General features: G+C 42.4%; 1 protein-coding gene. It reads right to left on the reverse strand.

The genetic code is table 11. The annotated features are described in order from the left end of the window. The coding region (gene tssK, locus R0J87_RS23485; protein WP_498889393.1) for a type VI secretion system baseplate subunit TssK at positions 1-245 on the reverse strand (245 nt) is incomplete at both ends.

Raw genomic sequence — 245 nt, forward strand, 5'->3', positions numbered from 1 at the left:
CGCGATGTTTTAGCAAAGAAGCAAATTCGGTAACAAACTTTGTCAGTACAGCGGAAGCTTTAATATCAAGGCAAGTGGGAATGAACTTGTCATCAAGTAATACAGTACCATCACTTTTGACTTCCGAAATTTTCAGAATAGGGATAGACGTAAAAGCCGAACGGTCTTCCGTCTCTAGCATCAAACGGAAATTCAGGCTGCCGACATGAATGGTTGTGGTATCTTCACTGTCGTACAGACAGTCG

Origin of the sequence: Halomonas sp. SIMBA_159 (assembly GCF_046536035.1) — a bacterium.
In the GTDB taxonomy this organism is placed as follows: Bacteria; Pseudomonadota; Gammaproteobacteria; order Pseudomonadales; family Halomonadaceae; genus Vreelandella; species Vreelandella venusta_A.